Origin of the sequence: Streptomyces tricolor, from assembly GCF_002155905.1 — a bacterium.
Classification (GTDB): domain Bacteria; phylum Actinomycetota; class Actinomycetes; order Streptomycetales; family Streptomycetaceae; genus Streptomyces; species Streptomyces tricolor.
Genome location: NZ_MUMF01000100.1, coordinates 1 through 16,166, shown reverse-complemented (window position 1 = coordinate 16,166; position 16,166 = coordinate 1). Strand labels below are relative to the sequence as shown.

Below are 16,166 nucleotides of genomic sequence, written 5' to 3'. Positions count from 1 at the left end.
GGACGGCCCGGTCAGCCGGACGCGCTCGCCGCCCCGGACGGCCCGGTCAGCCGGACGCACTCGCCGCCCCGGACGGCCCGGTCAGCCGGACGCACTCGCCGCCCCGGACGGCCCGGTCAGCCGAAGGCACTCGCCGCCCCGGACGGCCCGGTCAGCCGGAGGCGCTCGCGGTCGCGTCCCGGCACAGCAGCCGGAGCGAGCCGTGACCGCCGTAGCAGCGCCGGGCCTCGTCGATGGGGTCCCACAGCCGGCCGTCGGGCGTGCGCAGCCAGTGCTCGCCGCCGGTCGCCCACCACTCGGCGCCGGTCTGCCGGACGATCACCTCGCCGGCGTAGGCGCCGAAGCCGCGCAGCACGCTCTCCACGGCCGCGTACGGCGGCCCCTCCCGGCGTATCTCCTCGATCATCCGGTCCACCCGCCACAGGCTCTGCGCCGAGTAGTCGAGCCGTACCCGCGCCCCCTCGCGCAGGGTGGCCACCGCGTCCGCCGCCCACCGCACGGGCTTGGCCGCGGCCTGCGGCCTGGTCTGCTGCTGCGCCGCCCCGTGCCGGGCCGTCACCTGAGCTGTCGCATGAGCTGTCACTTCGGCTGTCACATACGGAAGAGCGAGCCGGGCCGGGGTTCCGTCACAGGGTTTCGAATCGTTTCTCCAAACGTTCCGCCAACCGTCGCAGGACCACCCCACGTCCACCGCACGAGGGTCACAGGACCGACGTCAGGCCCCCGGCTCCGCGGCGCTGCGCGCCCGGCGGGAGACCACCGCGCGCAGCACCCGGCGGCCCTCCACCGACACCTCCAGCGCCCCGCGCAGCCCCTGGACACCATGGCCGGCGAGGAGTTCCAGCACGGCGGCCTGGCGGCGCAGCTCGGCGGCGACGAGCGGCGGCAGGTCCGCGGTGTCGCCCGCGCGCCCGGCGTCGAGGCCGTCCGCGGCCGGGCCGCCGTCCGCGGCGGGGTCGAGCAGCCGGTGGACGCGCAGCGAGGCGACCGAGCAGGCGTCGGCCCAGGGCCGTACCGCGTCGGCGGTGCGCTCGGCCGGGGCCGACTCCAGCATCGCGCGGGCCAGCCGCGCGGCCTCGTCGGCGGCGGGGTCCGCGGTGCCGACCGCGGCGCGGACCTTCTCCAGCTCCCCGGCCCAGTCGGAGCCGTCGGCGAGGCTCGCCCACAGCGGGCGCAGCAGCTCGTCGTCGCCGCCGAGCAGCGGCAGACACCGATCCAAACAAGCCAGTCCGCCGGCAGCCAGTCCGCGTTCGTCGGCCTGTGCGATCAGTTCCACCAGGCTCATGACATATCTCCCTCGCCAGGGCGCCGACCGGTACGGAGCCCGCACTTCCCCTTACTGCGTGCGACGGAGCGGGAGTGTCACAGCCATAAGTTTTCAGCCAAGGGCGGGGACCGGCGGCGGGCCGGCGAGGACCTTGCGCTCCTGCCTGCGGGTCAGCCGGACGACCACCACGACGGCGAGGACGGCGGCGGCGATGTCGAGCGCGTCGGAGACCAGCATCGTCTTCGCGGCCTGTCGCAGTTCCTCGGCCGTCTCGGCCTTCCGGGAGCTGGTGTCCGCGAACCGGCCCACGAAGAGGTTGACGAGCCAGACCGTCCACCAGGCGTTGATCAGCGGGGTGTGCCCGGTGCGCTCGTTCCAGGGAGCGCTGGCGTCCCAGCAGTCCGCGACGATCCGGCGCGGGAACCACAGGTTCACGATCGGGCAGAACCAGCCGCCGATGGTCCAGCCGCGCTTCATGCGGTGCCGGGAGGCGTCGAACACCTCGGCGTTCACCCGGACCCGCCACAGCCAGCACAGGTAGACCACCATCGTGGCCAGCAGCGCGACGCCCTGGGAGATGCCGGCGACGCCGTAGAGGGTGTCCGCGCGGTCGGCCCGGTCGACCACGTCGGAGCCGGTGGCGCCGTCGGCGATGTCGCCGGTGACGTCGATCTCCAGCAGGTCCGCGTAGCAGGCGAACAGGTCGGCGGCGATGACGACGCCGAGCAGTACGGCGGTGGCCCGGCCGAGCGCCGCCGGCGAGCGCAGCCAGGCGCCGGGCGGGGCGGGGTACGGCGGCGTGGGCATGGCCCCGGGCAGGGGCATGGGCGAGGTCATGGCGAGGTTCCCCCGAGAGGACGAGATCCGCTGCGGCGCGCGGCTCTCCCCGAACCGGCACGCGAACACTGGCATCACGGGCGCGTCCGGAAGACGCGCGCGGACACCGGAACATACGGTCGGACACCGCCGTACGTCCACTCCGTTCTCAGCCCAGCCGGTCCGCCAGCTTCCGGAAGTCGGCCCAGGTGAGCGGCGGCTCGCCGGGATCCCACAGCTTCTGCGCGGTGGCCCGCAGCGGCATCCGGATGCCCGCGGCGACCTGCTCCTCGGTCTGCGCGTTCGCGATGTCGCACCACACCGCGAAGGACCCGCCGAGGATCTGCCCGTCGTAACGGGCGGGGACGGCGCTCGTGCCGCGCAGCACCCGCGGGTTCCACTGCTCGTAGATCCGCTCTCCGGTCGGATAGACGAAGGTCTGCGGCTGCCCGAGGACGTAGTAGAGGAACTCGTCGTTGTAGTTGAGGACCTTGCGCCCCGCGTCCAGGTACTCCACCGGCGGCCGGGCGCCGATCTCCTTGCCGGTCCAGTAGGCGACCTGGAGGTCGTCGGCGGGCCGCACGGAGGTGCCCCGGAAGAAGCCGTCGTTCCAGGCCCGTGGGGTGCGGTCGTGGGCGCGGACGGTGGCGGCGCGGTCGTTGAGCCAGCCGGTGGCCAGGTCGGCGACGGTCCCGCCGGCGCCGTAGGCCTGCCGGGCGGCGGCGGCCAGCTGCGGATAGGAGGCCTGCGGGTCCCGCACGGTGAGCGCCTGGTACTCGTCCCCGCCCAGGTGCCACCGGCCGCCGGGGAAGAGCCCGGCGTACTCGTTCAGCAGATCGTCCACGAGCTGCGCGGCGGCCGGCTTGGAGATGTCGACGGCGCCCCTGGTGGCCACCCCGTTCGCGTTGCGCAGCTGAAGATCCGGGTGGGCGGCGATGACGGCCCCCAGGTGGCCCGGGGAGTCGATCTCGGGGACGACGGTGATGTGCCGGCTCTCCGCCAGCGCCACGATCCGCTTGACCTCCGCCTTGCTCAGGTGGTCCTCGGAGACGATCTCCGGGTGGCCGGCGGACTCGATCCGGAAGGCCTGGTCGTCGGAGAAGTGCAGGCCCAGCTCGTTGTACTTCAGGTCCCCCAGCTCGCGTATCCGGTCCTCGATCCACGAGGCGGAGAACGGCTTGCGCGCGATGTCCAGCATGAACCCGCGCACCGGCTTGGCCGGCTGGTCGCGCACGACGCCCTCGGGGGCCGTCCCGCCGCCGCGGACCTCCTGCTTCAGGGTGCGGGTGCCGTAGAAGACGCCCGCCTCGCCGGGCCCGCTGATGTCGACCCGGCCGTCGCGGACGGTCAGGGTGTACGACTCCGGGTTCCCGCCCCCGCCGCCGAGCGCGAGCCGTACGTCTCCCGCCCGCACGTCGTCGCTCTCCCCCGCGTACGTCAGCCCCAGCTCCTCGGCCGTCAGCCGCCCCTCGTCGGCCAGCGCGGCGTCGCCCACCACCACCCGCCCGCCGCGCTGCGGCTGCCAGCCGGGACCGCGGGCCGGGGTGTGGGAGCGCACCGCGGGTATCGTGCGCGGGGCGTCGGACAGCGGATACGACCGGGTGGGGCGGGGGCTCGCCGGCTCGGTGGCCGCCTGCCCGGGGTCGGCGCCGGTGCCGGCCGGACGGCCGGCCGACGACTGCCGCGCGCCCGCCTGCGGCTTCCCGCCGCCCCCGTCCGACGAGGCCCACACGCCGACGCCCGTGCCGAGCGCGACCGTCCCGACGAACGCGGCGGCCACCACCGCCCGCTTCCGTATCACCTGCCGCGCCGCGTCCCGGCGCCTGCGCCTGTGCTGGGTCACCCTGCCAACGTACGACCGTTCCCCCACTCATCCGTCACCCGAGCGGTCTCAAACTCTCCCGTCCGGGTGAATTTCAGGTATCCCTCGGACACAGCGTGACCACTCTCGATAACCTAACGACACACCTTTCACAGCATCCCCTGCCACACCACATGTGACGCGAGGACCCACGCTGCCCGCCCACCGCCTGCCGTATCTCCCCACACCTCTCGACGCCTTCAACACCGCCCGCGCCGACGAGGCCCGCGCGCTTCTCCTGCACTGCCTGCGCAGCCGCCGCTGGTCCGACCGGATCGCCGACCACCGCCCCTACCCCGACCTGGACGCCCTGCTCGCCGCGGCGGACGAGGCGACGTACGACCTCTCCCCGGCCGACCTGGCCGAGGCCCTGGCCGGCGAGTCCCTCCCGGAGCTTCCCGAGGACACCTACTCGGCGGCCCACATGGCCCTGAGCGCCGCCCACGCCGCCTACGAGGCCAGATTCGGACACGCGTTCGTCATCTACCTGGGCGACATCCCCCCGGACGAGGTCATCGACCACATCCTCGAAGCCATCCGATCACGATTGGCGAACGATCCGGAGGAGGAACGGGTCATAGCGGCGGAACAACTCCGCCGCCTCGCACGGGGGCGGCTCCTGGTCCTCCTCAAGGGCGCGGGAGTGTGTTCGATCTGCGGCTGCCGCCATGTGGGCGCGACCAGCCACAACGCACCCGCACCCGGTAAATAACAGGACAGACCACCCCGGTAGCCGCACCGGCTAGCCCAACCGCGTGCCACTTTGATCACACCGGTAGGCCCCCCGTAAGGCACGGCGCGGCGCCTCGCTACGATGCTGGGGGCCGGTGGACCGTACCCGGCCGGGCCCGACCGACAGTGAAGCCGGCGCGGCCCTAGTCCCCGCTCCCGGAGGGTTCTTCCGTGCCGGCTGGAACGCTGTACCGCGGCCGGGAAGGAATGTGGTCCTGGGTGGCTCACCGAGTCACCGGCGTCCTCATTTTCTTCTTCCTGTTCGTTCACGTACTGGACACCGCTCTCGTGCGTGTCTCGCCCGAGGACTACGACAAGGTCGTAGCCACGTACAAGACGCCGATCGTCGCGCTGCTGGAGTACGGCCTCGTCGCCGCCATCCTCTTCCACGCGCTCAACGGCCTGCGTGTCATCGCCGTCGACTTCTGGTCGAAGGGCCCGCGCTACCAGAAGCAGATGTTCTGGACCGTGATGGGTGTCTGGATCGTCCTGATGGCCGGGGCGATCTACCCGGTCCTCGGCCACGCCGCCCGTGTTCTCTTTGGGAGCTGACGCCGATGTCCACCACTGAAACCACCGCGTCCGGAGTCGGCCCCGTCGAGGGCGCCCCCGTCTACACCGTCGACAACCCGGCCCCGCTGATCGAGGCGCCGCGCAAGCGCACCAAGAAGACCCCGCGGTCCACCCGGGGCAACTTCGAGCTGGCGGCCTGGCTGTTCATGCGCCTGTCCGGCATCGTGCTGGTCGTCCTCGTCATCGGCCACCTGCTGATCCAGCTCGTGCTGGACGGCGGTGTCTCCAAGATCGGCTTCGCCTTCGTGGCCGGCCGCTGGGCGTCCCCGTTCTGGCAGGTCTGGGACCTGCTGATGCTGTGGCTCGCGATGCTGCACGGCGCCAACGGCCTGCGCACGGTCATCAACGACTACGCCGAGCGGCCGAACACCCGGCTGTGGCTCAAGGGCCTGCTCTACACCGCCACGGTGTTCACCATCCTGCTGGGCACGCTGGTGATCTTCACCTTCGACCCGAACATCCGCTAGGCACGGGGCTGCGAGAATCATGAAGATCCACAAGTACGACACCGTCATCGTCGGCGCCGGCGGCGCGGGCATGCGCGCCGCCATCGAGGCGACGAAGCGCAGCCGCACCGCGGTCCTGACCAAGCTCTACCCCACCCGCTCCCACACGGGCGCCGCGCAGGGCGGCATGGCCGCCGCGCTGGCCAACGTGGAGGAGGACAACTGGGAGTGGCACACCTTCGACACGGTCAAGGGCGGTGACTACCTGGTCGACCAGGACGCCGCCGAGATCCTGGCGAAGGAGGCCATCGACGCCGTCCTCGACCTGGAGAAGATGGGCCTGCCGTTCAACCGGACGCCCGACGGCACCATCGACCAGCGCCGCTTCGGCGGTCACAGCCGCAACCACGGCGAGGCCCCGGTCCGCCGCTCCTGCTACGCGGCCGACCGCACCGGCCACATGATCCTCCAGACGCTGTACCAGAACTGCGTCAAGGAGGGCGTGGAGTTCTTCAACGAGTTCTACGTCCTGGACCAGCTGATCACCGAGGTCGACGGCGTCAAGAAGTCGGCCGGTGTCGTCGCGTACGAGCTGGCCACCGGCGAGATCCACGTCTTCCAGGCGAAGGCCGTCATCTACGCCTCCGGCGGCTGCGGCAAGTTCTTCAAGGTGACCTCCAACGCGCACACCCTCACCGGTGACGGCCAGGCCGCCGTCTACCGCCGGGGCCTGCCGCTGGAGGACATGGAGTTCTTCCAGTTCCACCCGACCGGCATCTGGCGCATGGGCATCCTGCTCACCGAGGGCGCCCGCGGCGAGGGCGGCATCCTGCGCAACAAGGACGGCGAGCGCTTCATGGAGAAGTACGCTCCCGTCATGAAGGACCTGGCGTCCCGTGACGTCGTGTCCCGCTCCATCTACACGGAGATCCGCGAGGGCCGTGGCTGCGGTCCCGAGGGCGACCACGTCTACCTGGACCTGACCCACCTGCCGCCGGAGCAGCTGGACGCCAAGCTCCCGGACATCACCGAGTTCGCGCGCACCTACCTCGGCATCGAGCCGTACACGGACCCGATCCCGATCCAGCCGACCGCGCACTACGCGATGGGCGGCATCCCGACCAACGTCGAGGGTGAGGTCCTGGCGGACAACACCACCGTCGTCCCGGGTCTGTACGCGGCCGGCGAGGTCGCCTGTGTCTCCGTGCACGGCGCCAACCGCCTCGGCACCAACTCGCTGCTGGACATCAACGTCTTCGGCCGCCGCGCGGGCATCGCCGCCGCCGAGTACTCGGCGAAGGCCGACTACGTCGAGCTGCCGGAGGACCCGGCGTCCCTCGTCGTGGAGCAGATCGAGCGGCTGCGCAACTCCACCGGCAACGAGCGGGTGGCGACCCTGCGCCGCGAGCTGCAGGAGACCATGGACGCCAACGTCATGGTGTTCCGCACCGAGCAGACGATCAAGACGGCCGTCGAGAAGATCGGCGAGCTGAAGGAGCGCTACAAGAACGTGGCGATCCAGGACAAGGGCAAGCGGTTCAACACGGACCTGCTGGAGGCCATCGAGCTGGGCAACCTGCTGGACCTGGCCGAGGTCATGGCCGTCTCGGCGCTGGCCCGCAAGGAGTCCCGCGGCGGTCACTACCGCGAGGACTACCCGAACCGCGACGACGTCAACTTCATGCGCCACACCATGGCGTACCGCGAGGTCGGCGCCGACGGCTCGGAAACCGTCCGTCTCGACTACAAGCCGGTCGTCCAGACCCGCTACCAGCCGATGGAGCGTAAGTACTGATGGCTACCCCTGTTCTGGACAAGGCGGACGCGGCCGGCCGGCCCGAGCCCGGCTTCGCCGACTCCCCCTACATCACGGTCACCTTCCGCGTCCGCCGGTTCAACCCGGAGGTCTCGGCCGAGGCGACCTGGGAAGACTTCCAGCTGGAGATCGACCCCAAGGAGCGGGTCCTCGACGGCCTCCACAAGATCAAGTGGGACGTCGACGGCACCCTCACCTTCCGCCGCTCGTGCGCGCACGGCATCTGCGGCTCGGACGCGATGCGGATCAACGGCAAGAACCGCCTTGCCTGCAAGACGCTGATCAAGGACATCAACCCCGAGAAGCCGATCACGATCGAGCCCATCAAGGGCCTGACGGTCCTGAAGGACCTGGTCGTGGACATGGAGCCGTTCTTCCAGGCGTACCGGGACGTCATGCCGTTCCTGGTCACCAAGGACACGAACGAGCCGACCCGGGAGCGCCTCCAGTCGCCGGAGGACCGCGAGCGCTTCGACGACACGACGAAGTGCATCCTCTGCGCGGCCTGCACCTCCTCCTGCCCGGTGTTCTGGAACGACGGCCAGTACTTCGGCCCGGCCGCGATCGTGAACGCCCACCGCTTCATCTTCGACAGCCGGGACGAGGCGGGCGAGCAGCGCCTGGAGATCCTCAACGACCGTGACGGCGTGTGGCGTTGCCGCACGACCTTCAACTGCACGGACGCCTGCCCGCGTGGCATCGAGGTCACGAAGGCGATCCAGGAGGTCAAGCGCGCGCTGATCACGCGTCGCTACTGACCCGCCGCACGCCTGCGGCCCCGCGGGCCCCGTCCCCGGTCACGCACCGGGGGCGGGGCCCGCGCCGTACAACTGTTGCGCGGCCCTGTGCGTCTCCTGGGTACGCGATCAAGGAGACACATGCGTACGCACAGACAGCTGGCCGTGGCCACGGCCACGGCCCTCTCCCTCACCGGCGGACTGCTGGCCCTCACGGCCGGGACCGCCACGGCCGCCCCCGCCAAGTACGCCGACGACTTCAACGGCGACGGCTACCGGGACTACGCGACCGGCGAGTGGGGTGCGGTGACCGTCACCTACGGCACGGCCACCGGGCCGGGCCCGAAGACGGTCCGGTTCACCCAGGCCAGCCCCAACATCCCGGGCACGGCCGGTGACGCCGGGGGCTACGCCGACGGGTTCGGCGGCCAGGTCGCGAACGCCGACCTCAACCGGGACGGGTACGCCGACCTCGCCGTCGCCGACCGCAGCGAGAAGGTCGGCACGAAGGCCGGGGCGGGCGCGGTCACCATCCTGTGGGGCGCCAAGGCGGGGCTCGGCGCGAAGGCCACGCGCCTGCCGGCCAAGTCCAGCCTCGCGTTCGGCGCGGCCCTCGCCGCCGGCGACTTCACCGGCGACGGCAGGCCGGACCTGGCCGTCGCCGACACCACGGGCACCCTGTTCGTCTACCGGGGCGGCTTCTCCTCGTCCGGTACGACGGGCAGCGTCACCCGGCTGGAGGTGAGCCCCAGCGGCGCCGAGGTGCTGGATCCGTCCGCGATCGTGACGGGCCGGGTCACCAAGGACAGCGCCGTCGACCTGTACGTGCTCGGCCAGGGCTACAAGGACGGCCGGCTGACCCAGGCCGCGTGGTTCGTGCAGGGCGGCGCCACCCCCAAGCGCGGGAAGTACACGACGTACAACGTCACACAGGTGGACTTCGGCCAGGTCGGAGTGATCGCCGACTTCGACAAGAACGGCTACGGCGACCTGGCCGTCAGCGACACGCCGTACAACAAGGGCGCGGGTGCCGTGGTGGTGCTGCGCGGCGGCGCGACCGGCCCGGCCACCTCCTACCGGCTGACCCAGTCCACCTCCGGCGTGGCGACCGCGGCCGGCCCGCACGACCGGTTCGGCTACGCGCTCTCCGCCGGCGACACCAACCGCGACGGCTATCCGGACCTCGCGGTCGGCGTGCCCGAGGAGGAGGCCGGCTCGGTGGAGAACGCGGGCGGTGTGCACGTCCTGCGGGGCGGCCGGAGCGGCCTGACCGGCACCGGCTCCCAGTGGTTCACCCGGGCCACGGCGGGTGTGCCGGGCAGCGCCTCGGAGGCGGAGATGCTCGGGCTGTACGTCCGCCTGCGCGACCTCGACCGGGACGGCGACGCGGATCTGCTGGCCTCGGGCGACCTCTACCGCACGGGCGTGCTGCTGCGCGGGAGCGGCCAGGGCGTCACGACGAGCGGCGCGGCGGAGTCCGACCTGGACCCGACCTTCCCGCAGTGAGCCGCTGACGCGTACGCCGCAGAGCCCCGCCGGAGTCCGCTCCGGTGGGGCTCCTCGCTTCCCGGGACGAAGAATCCTAATCTGACGACATGTCAGACGAAGAGTCGTACGAACTGCTCGGCTTCGACAACGTGCTGCTCCCCGTCGGCGACCTGGGCGAGGCCGTCGCCTTCTACGAGCGGGCCGGGTTCGCCGTGGGGTTCCGGTTCGACGAGGCCGGGATCGCGCTGCTGAAGGTCGGCGGGGAGACGCCCGGCATCCTGCTGCGCGCCGAGGACGAGCTGCGGCACCGGCCGCCGCACTGGCCGGCGCCGCGGATCTGGCTGGAGGTGCCGGACGCGCGGGCGGCGGCGCGGGAGCTGGCCGCCGCGGGGATCGAGCCCCTGGACGAGATCTTCCAGGTGGCCACCGGATGGACCGTGGAGATCGCCGATCCCTGGGGGAACATCCTCGGCTTCACGGACTACACCAAGCGTCCGGCGCTGGGCCGCAGAGCCTGAGAACCCCGCCACCACCCCTCGTGTTGAACGCGTTCAAAAACAGGTCTAGAGTCATCCCTGTCAGCGTTTTGAACGCGTTCAAGAAGGGGTGGGGCATGGACCGCACCGTCATCGCCTACGTCATCTACCTGGTCGTCAGCATCGCGCTGACCGTCTGGGTGGCCCGCACGCTCAGCCGCAACGGCCGGATCTTCCTGGCCGACGTCCTGCGCGGCAACGAGAAGCTCGCGGACGCCGTCAACCACCTGCTGGTCGTCGGCTTCTACCTGGTCAACCTCGGCTTCGTCGCGCTGTACCTGGGCGACGACGAGACGATCCGGGACACCCGCGGGGTCTTCGAGGCCCTGTCGACCAAGCTGGGCGTGGTGCTGCTGGTCCTCGGCGTGATGCACCTCGGCAACGTGTACGTGCTCAACCGGATCCGCCGGCGCGGGGTCATGGAGCGGGAGCAGCTCCCCCCGGTCGCCCCGCAGCAGTGGATCGCCCCGACGGCCGGGGCGTGACGGCCGTGACCGGCACGACCACCGTGACCACCACGGACGGCCGGGGCGCCGCGGGCGTCCCGGTCCGGGGGCTCACCGTCCTGTACGACGCCGAGTGCGGCCTGTGCGTCCATCTGCGCGCCTGGCTGGCCCGGCAGGCCCAGCTGGTGCCGCTGGAGCTGCTGCCGGCCGGCTCGGCCGAGGTCCGCGCCCGCTTCCCCGGCCTCGACCACGCGGCCACCCTCGACGAGGTCACCGTCATCGGTGACTCCGGGCAGGTCTACCAGGGCTCGCGCGCCTGGATCGTCGTCCTGTGGGCGCTGCGCGACCACCGCCGGCTCGCCCACCGGCTGACCGGGCCGACGGGCGCGAAGCTGGCCCGGGGAGCCGTGCTCGCCGCGGCGAAGTGGCGCGAAGCCCAGAGGCGCGGCGGACCGTGGGGAGGGCAGGTGTACCGGCGGGCGGACGGCTGGTCCTACCACCCGCGGACGGGCTGGACCTACTCCCCGCCGTCGTACTCCCCGCCGTCCTGCTCGGGGACCGCTCCGGCCAGTCGTTAGGCTCTTCTACCGTGCCCGCGAAGAACGACGGCCCCGAGGCGGCCGGCCCCCACAGCAGCAAGTCCGAGCAGACCCGTGCGCTGATCCTGGAGACCGCGATGCGGTTGTTCCAGGAGCGCGGGTACGACAAGACGACGATGCGGGCCATCGCCAAGGAGGCCGGGGTCTCCGTCGGCAACGCCTACTACTACTTCGAGGGCAAGGAGCACCTGATCCAGGGCTTCTACGACCGGATCGCCGCGGAGCACCAGGCGGCGGTCCGGGAGGTCCTGGACCGGGAGACCGACCTGGAGGCGCGGCTCGCGGGCGTGCTGACCGCCTGGCTGGACATCGCCCGGCCGTACCACGAGTTCGCGGTCCAGTTCTTCAAGAACGCCGCCGACCCCGACAGCCCGCTCAGCCCCTTCTCGCCGGAGAGCGAGCACGCCCGCGAGCAGGCCATCAGCGTCCACCGCGAGGTGCTGGCCGGCTCCAGGTCCAAGGTCGCCCCCGAACTGCGGGACGTGCTGCCCGAGTTGATGTGGCTCTCCCAGATGGGCCTGGTCCTGTACTGGATCTTCGACCGCACGGAGGGGCGGGAGCGGAGCTACCGGCTGGCACGGCGGGGGGCCCGGCTGACCGCCCGCGGCGTCTCCCTGGCCCGGTTCCGGGTGCTCCGGCCGCTGGTGCTGGAGGTGCACGAGCTGTTCACGGACTTCCTGCCGGGGATGACGAAGGTGCTGCCGGATCCGGGGCGCGGGGGCCGGGAGACCGAGTGATCGCCTCCGGGTGAAGGCGCGGGAACAGGACGCCTGGGGGCGCGGCTGCCTGAGCGACCCCCACCGAGGCGGCTGCGTACGCTGATGCCGGTATCCCCGTCATGATCCTGAAGGCCGGGCAGAAGAAGGCCGGCTGATCAGATCCAGTTCAGCCGCCACAGCCGGAACACCCCCGTGCCGTCCGTCAGGTACTGGCCGCCGCCCACGTCGTCGGTGCTGACCACGTACTCCTTGCGCTGCCACAGGGGGATCAGCGGGACGTCCCGGGTCACGGCCGCCTGGATCTCCTCGAAGTCCTTCGCGGCCCGGGTCCGGTCGGCGTACTGCCGGCTGTCCAGGATGAGATGGTCGACCAGCTTGTTGCTGTACCCGGTGCTCATGGTGGAGCCGGTGCCGACGAGCGCGGCGCCGAAGGTGTCCGGGTCGGGGTAGTCGGCCACCCAGCCGACCGCCCAGGCGTCCATCTTCCCGGCGGCCCAGCGCTTCTGGAAGTCGGTCCACTCGTAGCCCTTGACGTCCACCGCGAACAGGCCGCTCTCCTCCAGCTGCTGCTTCAGCTCCGCGGCCTCCTCCGCGCCCGCGCCCCGGCCGGTGCCGTAGCCCAGGGTGAAACGGACCGGCAGGCTCACCCCGGCCTCGGTGAGCAGCTCACGGGCCTTCCGGGGGCTCCGCTTCGGGTAGTTGTCGAAGAACGACGTGGTGTGGCCGGTGATGCCGGTCGGGATCAGCGAGTACAGCGGGTCGACCGTGCCCTCGTAGACCGTCGCGGCCAGCTGCTCGCGGTCGACCAGCCAGGCCATCGCCCGGCGCACCCGCGGATCGTGCAGCGGGGAGTCGGAGCGGGTGTTGAGGTACAGGTTGCGGGTCTCGGCGCTGTCGGACTCGGTGACCCGCTGCCCGGGGTCGCTCGGGTTCAGCTCGGAGAGCACCCGCGGCGGCAGGGTCCGGGTGGCCACGTCGATCCGCCGCCCCTGCCAGGCGCGGTCGAGCGCGCCGGAGTCGGCGTAGTAGCGCAGCTCGACCGGGCGGCCGGTGCCGCCGAGCGAGCCCTTGTAGTGCTCGTTCGGCGCGAGGACGGCCTTCTCGTGCCGGGTGTACGACTTCAGCCTGTACGGCCCGGTGCCGTCGACGGCGGCGTCCGTGCGCAGGGCGTCGGCCGGATACTTCTCCCGGTCCACGATCGAACCGGCGCCGGTGGCGACCTTCAGCGGGAAGGTGGCGTCCGCGGACGACAGGTGGAAGGTGACGGTGTGCGCGTCGTCGGCGGTCACCGAGGCGAGCGTGCCGAACAGGGACGCCGGGCCGACCTCGGAGTCGATCTTCTTGACCCGCTCGAAGGAGTACGCCACGTCCTCGGCCGTCATGGCGCGCCCGCTCGGGAAGGTGATCCCCGAGCGCAGGGTGCACCGGTAGGTCTTCAGGCCGCTGCCCTTGAAGGCGCAGCTCACCGCCGCGTCCGGGACCGGTTCGACCCCGCCCGGCTCGAAGGTCATCAGCGACTGGAACACATTGCTGAACAGCGCCCAGGACCCGGCGTCGTAGGCGCCGGCCGGGTCGAGCGCGGTGACCGCGTCCGTCGTACCGACGGTGATGGTCCGGTTCTTGTCCTCCTGCGACGGCAGCAGCTGCCAGCCGCCGATCCCCACGACGGCGAGTGCGAGCAGCGTCACGAGAATCCGCATGCGAACAGATCGCATGGTGGTGCCCTCCCCCGTCACTTCCCCTTGAGTGACGCGGCTCACCTAACCACACGGGTTTCACCCGGGGAAGGGCTTTCTGCCCAGTTGGCGAAGAACTTAACGAGGCGCCAGTTCGATCACCGTCACGTCCGACGGCGCCCCCACCCGCGTGGGCGGACCCCAGGCTCCCGCGCCCCGGCTGACGTACAACTGGGTGTCGCCGTAGCGTTCCAGACCGGCCACGGTCGGGTTGGCGGCGGCGGCGAGCAGGCTGCCGGGCCAGAGCTGGCCGCCGTGGGTGTGGCCGGAGAGCTGGAGGTCGACGCCGTACCGGACGGCCTCGTGGATCTGCACCGGCTGGTGGGCGAGCAGCACGCACGCGCGTGCCGGGTCCCGGTCGCCGAGCGCCTTGCCGAAGTCCGGGCCCTGGCCCTCGCTCTCGCCCTGGACGTCGTTCACGCCGGCCAGGTCGAAGAACGGCAGTTCCGTGCGGGCGTTCTGGAGCGGGCGCAGGCCGAGGTCGCGGATCTCCTCGATCCACTGCTCGGCGCCGGAGAAGTACTCGTGGTTGCCCGTGACGAAGTAGGCGCCGTGACGGGCGCTGAGCCGGGCGAGGGGGGCCGCGGCCGGGCCGAGGTCCTGGACGCTGCCGTCCACCAGGTCGCCGACGACCGCGATCAGGTCGGGCCGGGTGGCGTTGACCGTGTCGACGACGCGCTGTGCGAAGCCGCGGCCGAGGACCGGGCCGAGGTGGATGTCGCTGACCACGGCGATGCGGAAGCCGTGCGCCGCCCGGGGGAGTTTCGCCAGGGGGACGGTGACGCGTGTGACGCGGGGGCCCCGGAGGACGCCGTAGGTGCCGTGGCCGACGGTGGCGAGCGCCGCGGTGGCGGCTGCGCCGGCCACCACGCGGGAGACGAAGAGGCGCCGGGCGGGGTCCGGTGCCGTGGGCGCCGTGCCGGGGGGCTCCGCCTCCTGGACCGCCGGGCCTTGCCCGCTCTCCGTGCGACTCGGCCGGCCGGGAGGTGCCGGCACGGGGGGTCGGCTCAGCCGGTTGAGGAGCGGGCGTATGAGTTCGCCCGCCAGCACCCCCAGCAGCAGGTACAGCGCGAGGGCCATCCACAGGAAGCCCGGCCAGGACAGGGTGCGCTGGAGCCAGAACGGGGCGCCCGCGCGTTCCGTGAGCAGGGCCGCGATCATCAGGACCGGGCCGGCGACGAACAGCGTGGTGCCGGCGCGGCGGGCCGGGCCCGGGCCGCGCGTGGTGTCGCGGACCAGGCGCCGCCACACGTACCAGTGCAGGCCCGCCACGGCGGCCAGGACGGCCAGGGCGACGAGCGCGAAGACGATGACCACCCCGACCGGTCCCCCCGCTATGACTTCCGGCGCAGTGCGCGCAGCCCGCGCAACCCGATGACCCCGATGACCGTCCCCAATACGAAGGAGACGACCGCCAGCAGCAGATGCACCCAGAAGTACGCGGTCGGGTGACCGTCGTCGAAGGCGAGCCCGCTGCTGTCCTTGATCAGATTTTTGACGAAAGTGACCCAGATGACCCAGCTCCACACCCCGAAGGCGAGCAGGAACCAGGAGATGGGGCGGCTGAGCTTCATGAGTCCAGTATCGCCGTCCGGTGCCCGGGGCCGTGTCGGGGGTGGGTCCGGAGGCGGGACTTCGCGGTCCGGTCCGGGTACGTTCTCGACCGTGCCCGCACCGAAGCCGGCCGGCAGGCGATCCCTGCTGGTCACCTCCGCCGCCCTGCTGTCCCTGTCCGTCACCGCGCCGACGGCTCTCGCCGCGCCGACCCCCTCGACCAGCCCGTCGGCCACGCCCCCGGCCCAGATGTCCACCCTGGGCGGCGCCCGGCTCGGGATGCCCGGCACCCAGGTCAATCTCGCCCCCGGGGTCCCGGTGCTGCCCAAGGACGTCACCGCCCGGTCCTGGATCGTGTCCGACGCCGAGTCGGGCGAGGTGCTCGCCGCGCACAACGCGCACTGGCGGCTGCCTCCGGCGAGCACGCTGAAGATGTTGTTCGCGGACACCGTGCTGCCCCGGTTCCCGAAGGGCACCCGGCACAAGGTGGCGCCGTCGGACCTCAAGGGCGTGGGCGCCGGCTCCAGCGTGGTCGGGATAAAGGAGGGCAGCTCCTACTCGGTCCACGACCTGTGGCTCGGCGTCTTCCTGCGCTCGGGCAACGANNCGGCATCGAGCAGACCGTCCAGGACATGCAGGACCACGCCGAGGAACTCCAGGCCCTGGACACGACCGTGGTCTCGCCCGACGGCTACGACGCACCGGGCCAGGTGTCGTCGGCGTACGACCTGACGCTGATCGCCCGCTCCGGGCTGCAGAAGAAGGACTTCCGCGACTACTGCTCGACGGTGAGCGCGAAGTTCGGCTCCGCCGAGATCCGCAACACCAACCGGCTGCTGA

General features: G+C 71.8%; 17 protein-coding genes and 1 pseudogene. 11 read left to right on the top strand and 7 right to left on the bottom strand.

Annotated elements, in window-relative coordinates:
* Positions 1-151 precede the first annotated feature (151 nt).
* From CCN44_RS08380 to CCN44_RS08365, 4 genes are all read right to left on the bottom strand, one after another.
* Complete coding sequence (locus CCN44_RS08380) at positions 152-559, bottom strand: hypothetical protein (RefSeq protein WP_237482056.1); 408 nt, start codon at positions 557-559, stop codon at positions 152-154.
* A 156-nt stretch (positions 560-715) separates the two neighbouring features.
* Positions 716-1,285 carry a hypothetical protein gene (locus CCN44_RS08375; RefSeq protein ID WP_059252241.1) on the bottom strand — a complete coding sequence of 190 codons (570 nt, stop codon included), beginning with the start codon at positions 1,283-1,285 and terminating at the stop codon, positions 716-718.
* 93 nt (positions 1,286-1,378) lie between these two features.
* Positions 1,379-2,104, bottom strand: coding sequence for a DUF4328 domain-containing protein (locus CCN44_RS08370; protein ID WP_086697251.1), 726 nt, complete (start codon positions 2,102-2,104; stop codon positions 1,379-1,381).
* 148 nt (positions 2,105-2,252) lie between these two features.
* Entirely contained in the window at positions 2,253-3,926 is a 1,674-nt protein-coding gene (locus CCN44_RS08365; protein ID WP_414820490.1) for a beta-N-acetylhexosaminidase, read from the bottom strand.
* A gap of 154 nt (positions 3,927-4,080) precedes the next feature.
* Between CCN44_RS08365 and CCN44_RS08360 the strand changes: the two genes are divergently transcribed.
* The 10 genes from CCN44_RS08360 to CCN44_RS08315 all read left to right on the top strand — a co-directional run bounded on the left by CCN44_RS08360 (position 4,081) and on the right by CCN44_RS08315 (position 12,054).
* Complete coding sequence (locus CCN44_RS08360) at positions 4,081-4,656, top strand: 2-oxo-4-hydroxy-4-carboxy-5-ureidoimidazoline decarboxylase (protein ID WP_086697250.1); 576 nt, start codon at positions 4,081-4,083, stop codon at positions 4,654-4,656.
* Positions 4,657-4,847: 191 nt separating this feature from the next.
* Positions 4,848-5,228: a succinate dehydrogenase, cytochrome b556 subunit gene (sdhC, locus tag CCN44_RS08355; RefSeq protein ID WP_037856824.1), complete on the top strand. Its 381-nt coding sequence runs from the start codon at positions 4,848-4,850 to the stop codon at positions 5,226-5,228.
* Positions 5,229-5,233: 5 nt separating this feature from the next.
* Entirely contained in the window at positions 5,234-5,716 is a 483-nt protein-coding gene (locus tag CCN44_RS08350) for a succinate dehydrogenase hydrophobic membrane anchor subunit (RefSeq protein WP_059252238.1), read from the top strand.
* Positions 5,717-5,735: 19 nt separating this feature from the next.
* Complete coding sequence (sdhA, locus tag CCN44_RS08345; protein ID WP_059252237.1) at positions 5,736-7,490, top strand: succinate dehydrogenase flavoprotein subunit; 1,755 nt, start codon at positions 5,736-5,738, stop codon at positions 7,488-7,490.
* Positions 7,490-8,269, top strand: a complete 780-nt coding sequence (locus CCN44_RS08340) for a succinate dehydrogenase iron-sulfur subunit (protein WP_059252236.1) — start codon at positions 7,490-7,492, stop codon at positions 8,267-8,269. The genes sdhA and CCN44_RS08340 overlap by 1 nt, the downstream gene beginning before the upstream one ends.
* 120 nt (positions 8,270-8,389) lie before the next feature.
* The gene (locus CCN44_RS08335) at positions 8,390-9,754 is read left to right on the top strand and encodes an FG-GAP and VCBS repeat-containing protein (RefSeq protein WP_086697249.1); all 1,365 of its coding nucleotides are present in this window, start codon (positions 8,390-8,392) and stop codon (positions 9,752-9,754) included.
* Positions 9,755-9,843: 89 nt separating this feature from the next.
* Positions 9,844-10,254, top strand: a complete 411-nt coding sequence (locus CCN44_RS08330) for a VOC family protein (RefSeq protein ID WP_059252234.1) — start codon at positions 9,844-9,846, stop codon at positions 10,252-10,254.
* Positions 10,255-10,349: 95 nt separating this feature from the next.
* Positions 10,350-10,757: a hypothetical protein gene (locus CCN44_RS08325; RefSeq protein ID WP_059252233.1), complete on the top strand. Its 408-nt coding sequence runs from the start codon at positions 10,350-10,352 to the stop codon at positions 10,755-10,757.
* A 5-nt stretch (positions 10,758-10,762) separates the two neighbouring features.
* Positions 10,763-11,296 carry a thiol-disulfide oxidoreductase DCC family protein gene (locus tag CCN44_RS08320; protein ID WP_059255197.1) on the top strand — a complete coding sequence of 178 codons (534 nt, stop codon included), beginning with the start codon at positions 10,763-10,765 and terminating at the stop codon, positions 11,294-11,296.
* A gap of 11 nt (positions 11,297-11,307) precedes the next feature.
* Entirely contained in the window at positions 11,308-12,054 is a 747-nt protein-coding gene (locus CCN44_RS08315) for a TetR/AcrR family transcriptional regulator (RefSeq protein WP_059252232.1), read from the top strand.
* A gap of 137 nt (positions 12,055-12,191) precedes the next feature.
* Here CCN44_RS08315 and CCN44_RS08310 read toward each other — a convergent pair whose 3' ends face one another.
* The 3 genes from CCN44_RS08310 to CCN44_RS45970 all read right to left on the bottom strand — a co-directional run bounded on the left by CCN44_RS08310 (position 12,192) and on the right by CCN44_RS45970 (position 15,346).
* Positions 12,192-13,736: an ABC transporter substrate-binding protein gene (locus tag CCN44_RS08310; RefSeq protein ID WP_086697248.1), complete on the bottom strand. Its 1,545-nt coding sequence runs from the start codon at positions 13,734-13,736 to the stop codon at positions 12,192-12,194.
* Positions 13,737-13,850: 114 nt separating this feature from the next.
* A complete protein-coding gene (locus tag CCN44_RS08305; RefSeq protein ID WP_086697247.1) occupies positions 13,851-15,089 on the bottom strand; it encodes a metallophosphoesterase in 1,239 nt (412 codons plus the stop codon).
* Between the two features lie 17 nt (positions 15,090-15,106).
* Complete coding sequence (locus tag CCN44_RS45970; RefSeq protein WP_059252216.1) at positions 15,107-15,346, bottom strand: SCO4848 family membrane protein; 240 nt, start codon at positions 15,344-15,346, stop codon at positions 15,107-15,109.
* Positions 15,347-15,437: 91 nt separating this feature from the next.
* On the opposite strand from CCN44_RS45970, the pseudogene CCN44_RS08295 reads away from it, so the two are divergent.
* A pseudogene (locus CCN44_RS08295) lies at positions 15,438-16,166 on the top strand (D-alanyl-D-alanine carboxypeptidase family protein); the annotation flags it as partial.